The sequence below is a fragment of the Pseudomonas sp. 39004 genome (genome assembly GCF_028682155.1).
In the GTDB taxonomy this organism is placed as follows: domain Bacteria; phylum Pseudomonadota; class Gammaproteobacteria; order Pseudomonadales; family Pseudomonadaceae; genus Aquipseudomonas; species Aquipseudomonas capeferrum.
The window spans coordinates 1-6,810 of record NZ_JANIAG010000236.1 but is presented as its reverse complement, the minus strand read 5'-3'; the positions used below and the strand labels follow the sequence as shown (position 1 = coordinate 6,810).

7 protein-coding genes are annotated in these 6,810 nt (G+C 62.1%); 3 read left to right on the top strand and 4 right to left on the bottom strand.

Going from position 1 to position 6,810, the window contains the following annotated elements; all coding sequences use genetic code 11:
• Nucleotides 1–34: 34 nt before the first annotated feature.
• The 4 genes from trmD to ffh all read right to left on the bottom strand — a co-directional run bounded on the left by trmD (nucleotide 35) and on the right by ffh (nucleotide 3,196).
• A complete protein-coding gene (trmD, locus tag NP534_RS24890) occupies nucleotides 35–787 on the bottom strand; it encodes a tRNA (guanosine(37)-N1)-methyltransferase TrmD (protein WP_033700958.1) in 753 nt (250 codons plus the stop codon).
• 3 nt (nucleotides 788–790) lie between these two features.
• Nucleotides 791–1,327, bottom strand: coding sequence for a ribosome maturation factor RimM (gene rimM, locus NP534_RS24885; RefSeq protein ID WP_016501231.1), 537 nt, complete (start codon nucleotides 1,325–1,327; stop codon nucleotides 791–793).
• A 5-nt stretch (nucleotides 1,328–1,332) separates the two neighbouring features.
• Nucleotides 1,333–1,584 (bottom strand): 30S ribosomal protein S16, encoded by a 252-nt coding sequence (gene rpsP / locus NP534_RS24880; RefSeq protein ID WP_016501232.1) that lies wholly within the window; start codon nucleotides 1,582–1,584, stop codon nucleotides 1,333–1,335.
• 235 nt (nucleotides 1,585–1,819) lie between these two features.
• Complete coding sequence (gene ffh / locus NP534_RS24875) at nucleotides 1,820–3,196, bottom strand: signal recognition particle protein (protein WP_033700960.1); 1,377 nt, start codon at nucleotides 3,194–3,196, stop codon at nucleotides 1,820–1,822.
• Between the two features lie 262 nt (nucleotides 3,197–3,458).
• On the opposite strand from ffh, the gene NP534_RS24870 reads away from it, so the two are divergent.
• From NP534_RS24870 to NP534_RS24860, 3 genes are all read left to right on the top strand, one after another.
• Entirely contained in the window at nucleotides 3,459–4,268 is an 810-nt protein-coding gene (locus NP534_RS24870; RefSeq protein WP_033700961.1) for a cytochrome C assembly family protein, read from the top strand.
• Between the two features lie 9 nt (nucleotides 4,269–4,277).
• On the top strand, nucleotides 4,278–5,483 hold the full coding sequence (locus NP534_RS24865; protein ID WP_033700963.1) for a transporter associated domain-containing protein: 1,206 nt from the start codon (nucleotides 4,278–4,280) through the stop codon (nucleotides 5,481–5,483).
• Nucleotides 5,484–5,761: 278 nt separating this feature from the next.
• Nucleotides 5,762–6,810 (top strand): MFS transporter (locus NP534_RS24860; RefSeq protein WP_274100470.1); only part of this gene is annotated, 1,049 nt, incomplete at its 3' end.

Sequence of the window (6,810 nt, the reverse complement as noted above, 5' to 3'; positions counted from 1 at the left end):
CTAAGGTGGACAAACGTGATCCACCATCGATACGTTAACTATCGTTCCGCTCGCGGAGGTATTCCTCGAGCAGCTTTTTCTCTTCTCCAGAAAGTGAGCGACTTTCCAGAAGATCGGCGCGTCGTTCGAAGGTCCTACCAAGGGACTGCTTCATCCGCCATCGCCGGATATGTGCATGGTTGCCACTTAGCAACACGTCGGGTACACGCTGATCCGCATACACCTCAGGTCGGGTGTAGTGCGGGCAATCCAGCAAGCCATCGGTGAAGGAATCTTCCTCCGCCGAGCCTACATGCCCTAAAGCTCCGGGCAGCAGCCGCGTAACCGCATCGATCAGTACCATGGCCGGCAGCTCACCACCGGAAAGCACATAGTCACCAATCGACCACTCTTCATCGACATGAGCATCAATAAAACGCTCGTCAATGCCTTCATAACGGCCGGCGATCAGGATCAGAGATTCCTGTTCGGCCAAGCCTTTGACCGCTTGCTGATCCAGCTTGCGGCCTTGTGGCGAAAGGTAGATCACCTTTGCCGCTGCTCCGGTCGCTTGCCTGGCACTGGCCAGTGCATCTTCCAGAGGCTTGATCTTCATCACCATCCCCGGACCACCGCCAAAAGGCCGATCATCCACCGTGTGGTGGCGATCACTGGTGTAGTCCCGCGGATTCCAGCAAGTGACTTGCAACAAGCCCTGCTTCACCGCGCGGCTGGTAATGCCGTACTCCGTAATGGCCGAGAACATCTCGGGGAACAACGTGATGACTTCTACGCGAAGGTTACCCATCAGTTAGAAATCCGCGTCCCATTCGACCCGCATCACACCGGCTTCAAGGTCGACTGCCAGCACACATTGCGCCGTATAGGGCAACAAGCGCTCACGGTCATCCAGGCTGCCTGCGCAAGGCTTGACCACCATTACATCGTTCGCGCCGGTCTCCAACAGGTGATCAACCGTGCCGAACAGCTGTTCGTCCTGGTTGATGACTTTCAGACCGACCAACTGGTACCAGTAGTACTCGTCGTCCGTCAGGTTGGGCAAAAGGCTGCGCGAGATGCAAATCTCGTAACCGCTCAGAAGACGCGCTTCGTCACGATCGTCGAGCCCTTTGAGCTTGGCGACCAGCTCCTTTTTATTGGAACGGCCACTGACCAGCTCTACCTGCTTGACCGACCCTTCGCGCCGAAGCGTCCAGTTACGGTAATCCAACAGGTTTTCAATCGGATCGGTAAAGGAATACACCTTCACCTCGCCGCGAACGCCGTGAACCGAAAAAATCTTGCCAACGACGATGAGGTCGTCAGCCTTTTCTGGCGTCGCGTTCATACAGTTCAGGCAGCAGCCTTGGCAGCTTCCTTCAGCAGCTGAGCAACACGCTCAGACGGCTGTGCGCCGATGCTCAGCCAGTGAGCAACGCGATCTTGTTTAACGGACAGACGAACTTCCTGACCACGAGCGATCGGGTTGAAGAAGCCAACCTGTTCGATGTGGGAGCCGTCACGCGGGTTACGCGAGTCGGTTACGGTCAGTTGGTAAAACGGGCGCTTTTTGGAGCCGCCACGGGCAAGACGAATGGTAAGCATTGAACATCGTTCCTGTAGTCGGTGCTGCAAATCATGATGCACAGCGGGCACACGGGTGCCCGAAAGGCCGCACATTCTCAAGGAATATCCGGACATTTGCAAATGCCTTTTTACTTCAAATAAAAAGGCCAGCCTGCTGATCTGCTATTAAGCCGCCTGCTCATGAGGCGACAGTGTTCCCGCCGAAGCGGGTTCCGGCCAGCGGCGGGCTTGCCGCCACTGGCCTGAATCGGTTTTACAGCTTGGGCATGCCGCCGCCAGGCATCATGCCGCCCAAGCCGCGCATCATCTTGGCCATGCCGCCCTTGGCAGAGAATTTCTTCATCATCTTCTGCATCTGCTTGTGCTGCTTGATCAGCCGGCCGACGTCCTGCACCTGGGTGCCGGAGCCGATGGCGATGCGGCGCTTGCGCGAACCGCTGAGCAGCTCAGGGTCACGGCGCTCGGCCGGGGTCATGGAGTTGATGATCGCTTCCATCTGTTTGAACTGCTTCTCGGCCGCGCCCTGGGCGTTGCCCATCTGCGACAGGTTGACCCCGCCAATGCTCGGCAGCTTGTCCATCAGGCCGCCCAGGCCGCCCATGTTCTTCATCTGCTGCAGCTGGTCGCGGAAGTCTTCGAGGTCGAAGCCCTTGCCCTTCTTCAACTTCTTGGCCAGCTTGTCAGCCTTGGCCTTGTCGATGGTCTGCTCGGCCTGTTCGATCAGGCTGAGCACATCGCCCATGCCGAGGATGCGCGACGCGACGCGGTCGGGGTGGAACGGCTCGAGGGCCTCGGTCTTCTCACCCATACCGATGAACTTGATCGGCTTGCCGGTAATGGCCCGCACCGACAGTGCGGCACCGCCACGGGCATCACCGTCGACCTTGGTCAGCACCACGCCGGTCAGCGGCAGGGCTTCACCAAAGGCCTTGGCGGTGTTGGCGGCGTCCTGGCCGGTCATGGCATCGACCACGAACAAGGTCTCGACCGGCTTGACCGCGGCATGCAGCGCCTTGATCTCGTCCATCATGTCGGCGTCGATGTGCAGACGGCCGGCGGTGTCGACGATGACCACGTCGATGAACTTGAGCTTGGCTTCGCGAATCGCCGCTTCAGCGATGGCGACAGGCTTCTGGCTGATGTCGGACGGGAAGAAGGTCACGCCGATGTCGTTGGCCAGGGTTTCCAGCTGCTTGATCGCCGCCGGGCGGTAGACGTCGGCCGACACCACCATCACGCTCTTCTTCTTGCGCTCTTTGAGGAAGCGCGCGAGCTTGCCGGCGGTGGTGGTCTTACCCGCACCCTGCAAGCCAGCCATCAGCACCACGGCCGGTGGTGCGGCGTTCAGCGCGAGGTCTTCGTTGGCCGCGCCCATCAGGCTTTCCAGCTCGGCCTGGACAATCTTCACGAAGGCCTGGCCCGGGGTCAGGCTGCGCGACACTTCGGTGCCGACCGCACGCTCCTTGACGCTGTTGACGAAATCCTTGACCACCGGCAAGGCAACGTCGGCCTCGAGCAACGCCATGCGTACTTCGCGCAGCGTGTCCTTGATGTTGTCTTCAGTCAGCTTGGCCTTGCCGGTGACATGGCGCAGCGTCTGTGACAGGCGGTCGGTCAGGTTTTCGAACATGGTGATCCTTTCTGGCCCAGTAAAAGCCGAGGTTTGTCAGGCGCCGAGGGGGAAATGCACACCCCCAGGGCACAGCAAGGCGGCGATTATAGCGAAGTGCGACGGCGGCGCACACCTTGGCTTCCGAGCGGCAAGCTCAAAGCTGCAAGCCACAAGGAAAAGCGCCCAGCCTGCACATCAGCCCTTGCTTGTAGTTTGCGGCTTCCAGCTTGCAGCTCACTATGCCAAACTCCGTCTCTTTAAGGCTCGCCAACCAGGACTTATGTTCTCCTCACCCAGCCTCATCCCCAACCTGATCGCCGCCGGCCTTTATATAGCTGCGACCCTCTACCAGGGTTCGCACCTGGCCCAGGGCCGCAAGTCCGACAAACGGCTGCTGGGCTTGCTCGGTGCCCTTGCTGTGATCGCCCAGAGCGGCGCCCTGTTCTTCCAGCTGATCACCCCGCTGGGCCTGAGCCTCGACTTCTTCAGCGCCGCCAGCCTGATCGCCGTGGCGGTCATCACTCTGACCCTGCTGGCGTGCCTGCGCATCCCGGTGGAAAACCTGCTGGTGCTGCTGTTCCCGCTGGGCGCGGTCACGGCGCTGCTGGCCCAGTTCGCGCCACCGGGCACCGTGCCGCTGATCAACGAAGAGCCCGGCATCCTCGCGCATATCCTGCTGTCGATCCTGGCCTACGGCCTGTTCACCATTGCCGTGTTCCAGTCGCTGCTGCTGTTGCTGCAGGACCGCCAGTTGAAAAACAAGCACCCGTCCGGGCTGATCCGCAACTTCCCGCCGCTGCAAACCATGGAAAGCCTGCTGTTCGGCTTCCTCTGGGCCGGCTGGTGCCTGCTCTCGCTGTCGCTGATTTCCGGCTGGCTGTTCCTCGACAACCTGTTCGCCCAGCACCTGGTGCACAAGACCTTGCTGGCCTGCGTCGCCTGGGTGGTGTTCAGTGTTCTGCTGTGGGGCCGCACCCGCCTGGGTTGGCGTGGCCACAAAGCGATCCGCTGGACGCTGGCCGGTTTCTGCCTGCTGATGCTGGCCTATTTCGGCAGCAAGCTGGTCCGCGAATTCATCTTGCATATCTGACGGCCGCCCATGGACACCCTGCCGTACGCCCCGCTATTCGGCACCCTGGCACTGGCGCTGCTGTGGTCGGCGCTGTTCAGTGCCGTGGATGCCGCACGCCTGCAACTCAATGGCTCGCTACGCAATGGCGACGACGGGCAAGCCCCCCTGCCCGCCCAGGCACTGGTGCTGTGCGCCAGCCTGGGCAAGCTGCTGGTACTGGGCCTGGCCTGCCTGATCGGCCAGCGCTACAGCGGCGAACACGGTTTCTGGCTGGCCGGGCTGGGCGCCACCCTGGCCTTGCTGGTGTTTGCCGAGTTCCTGCCGCGGCGCCTGGCGCGGCGTAACCCACAGGCGTTCGTCAGCCTGGGTGCCAGCCTGCTGAAGGTGCCGTTGGCCATCCTGCAGCCACTGGCCTGCCTGCTCGATGGTTGCGCCAAGCTGATCCTGCGCCCGTTCCGCGCGCAGCCTACGGCGGTAGCCCTGCACCCACAGCAAGATGACGACTTCGACGAAGACGAAGCGCACGAGCCAGTGCGCCACGGCCTGCTCGATGGCTTGCAGTCGCTGGACAAAGTCACCGTCAACGACATCCTGGTGCCGCGCAACGAAGTCGATGGCATCAACCTGGACGAGCCGATCGAACGCATCATCGAGCAGTTGATCGTCAGCCGGCACACCCGGCTGCCGGTCTATCACAACGATATCAACCAGGTTGAAGCGATCCTCAATACCAAGCTGATCAGCCACCTGCTGCCCAGGGCAGAGCTGACCCTGGAGAAGCTGCACGGCGCCTGCTACGAACCCTACTTCGTCCCGGAAAGCACACCCCTGCAGATGCAGTTGCTGAACTTTCACAAGCAGCAACGCCGCCTGGGCGTCGTGGTGGACGAATACGGCGAGGTGCTGGGCATCGTCACCTTGGAAGACATCCTCGAAGAAATCGTTGGCGAATTCGAAGACGAACAGGGGCTGGACAACCCGCACGTACACCCCCAGGCCGATGGCACCTTCGTCATCGAAGGCACCGCCTCGCTGCGCGAGATCAACCGCACCCTGGGCTGGCACCTGCCTTGCGATGGCGGGCCGAAAACCCTCAACGGGTTGGTCACCGAAGCGCTGGAAAGCATCCCGGAAAGCGCGGTTTGCCTGAAGATCGGCCGATATCGCCTGGAAATCCTCGAAACAGAGGACAATTGCGCCAGCAAGGTACTGGTGTGGACCGTGACCCGCTAGCTATACTCGGGCCACGCTTACCCAGCCCCGCCGTCCCGCCTGCTACCCGCACCCGGCGCCCCACGGCCAGTCCGCTCCACTGACACGCCCTGCGGCCCTGTTTCAATACCCCGAACAGTACCCGCGCCCGCCCCTACCCCCCTTGGGCTATCGTCAGTCGAGCGAGCAAAAGAACAATACGCTTCGGCGTCCGCGCAACGGTGCCTGCCCATTGATGCAGCACGCACCCTCGCGGATCAAGCCCGTGGCGCACGACCAGACTGTTAGGGACCTACTTAATGACCACCAGCAGCACCTATGCCCAAGCGCCTGCCGCGCCGGTCAACTCGCCCGCGCGGGTGGCCACCGCCAGCTTCATTGGCACTGCCATCGAGTTCTACGACTTCTACGTTTACGCCACTGCCGCCGCGCTGGTGATCGGCCCGGTGTTCTTCCCCTCCGGGTCGGGCACCGCGCAGATGCTCGCGGCCTTTCTGACCTTCGGCATTGCCTTCCTCGCCCGCCCGCTGGGCTCGGCATTGTTCGGCCACTTTGGCGACCGTATCGGCCGCAAATCGACCCTGGTGGCGTCGCTGCTGTTGATGGGCGTCTCCACCACCGCCATCGGCGTGCTGCCCGGCTATGACAGCATTGGCGTGTGGGCGCCGATCCTGCTTTGCCTGCTGCGCTTCGGCCAAGGCCTGGGCCTGGGTGGCGAATGGGGCGGCGCGGCGCTGCTGGCGACCGAAAACGCACCACCGGGCAAGCGCGCCTGGTTCGGCATGTTCCCGCAGCTGGGCCCTTCGATCGGCTTTTTGGCTGCCAACGGCTTGTTCCTGACCCTGGCCCTGGTGCTCAGTGACGAGCAATTCCGTGAATGGGGCTGGCGCATCCCGTTCCTGCTCAGCGCCGCCCTGGTACTGGTGGGCCTGTATGTGCGCCTCAAGCTCGAAGAGAGCCCGGTGTTCGCCAAAGCCATTGCCCAGCATGAGCGCGTGAAGATGCCGGTGGTCGACCTGTTCGCCAAGCACTGGGTGCCAACCCTGCTGGGTGCTGCGGCGATGGTGGTGTGCTACGCGCTGTTCTACATCTCGACGGTGTTCTCGCTCAGCTACGGCGTGACCACGCTGGGTTACAGCCGTGAGACGTTCCTTGGCCTGCTGTGCTTTGCGGTGGTCTTCATGGCCCTGGCCACGCCGCTGTCGGCCTGGCTCAGCGACCGCTACGGGCGCAAGCCGGTATTGATCGTCGGTGGCCTGCTGGCGGTGGCTTCGGGCTTTACCATGGAACCGCTGCTGACCTCGGGCTCGACCACAGGGGTGGCGCTGTTCCTGGCCATCATGCGTTT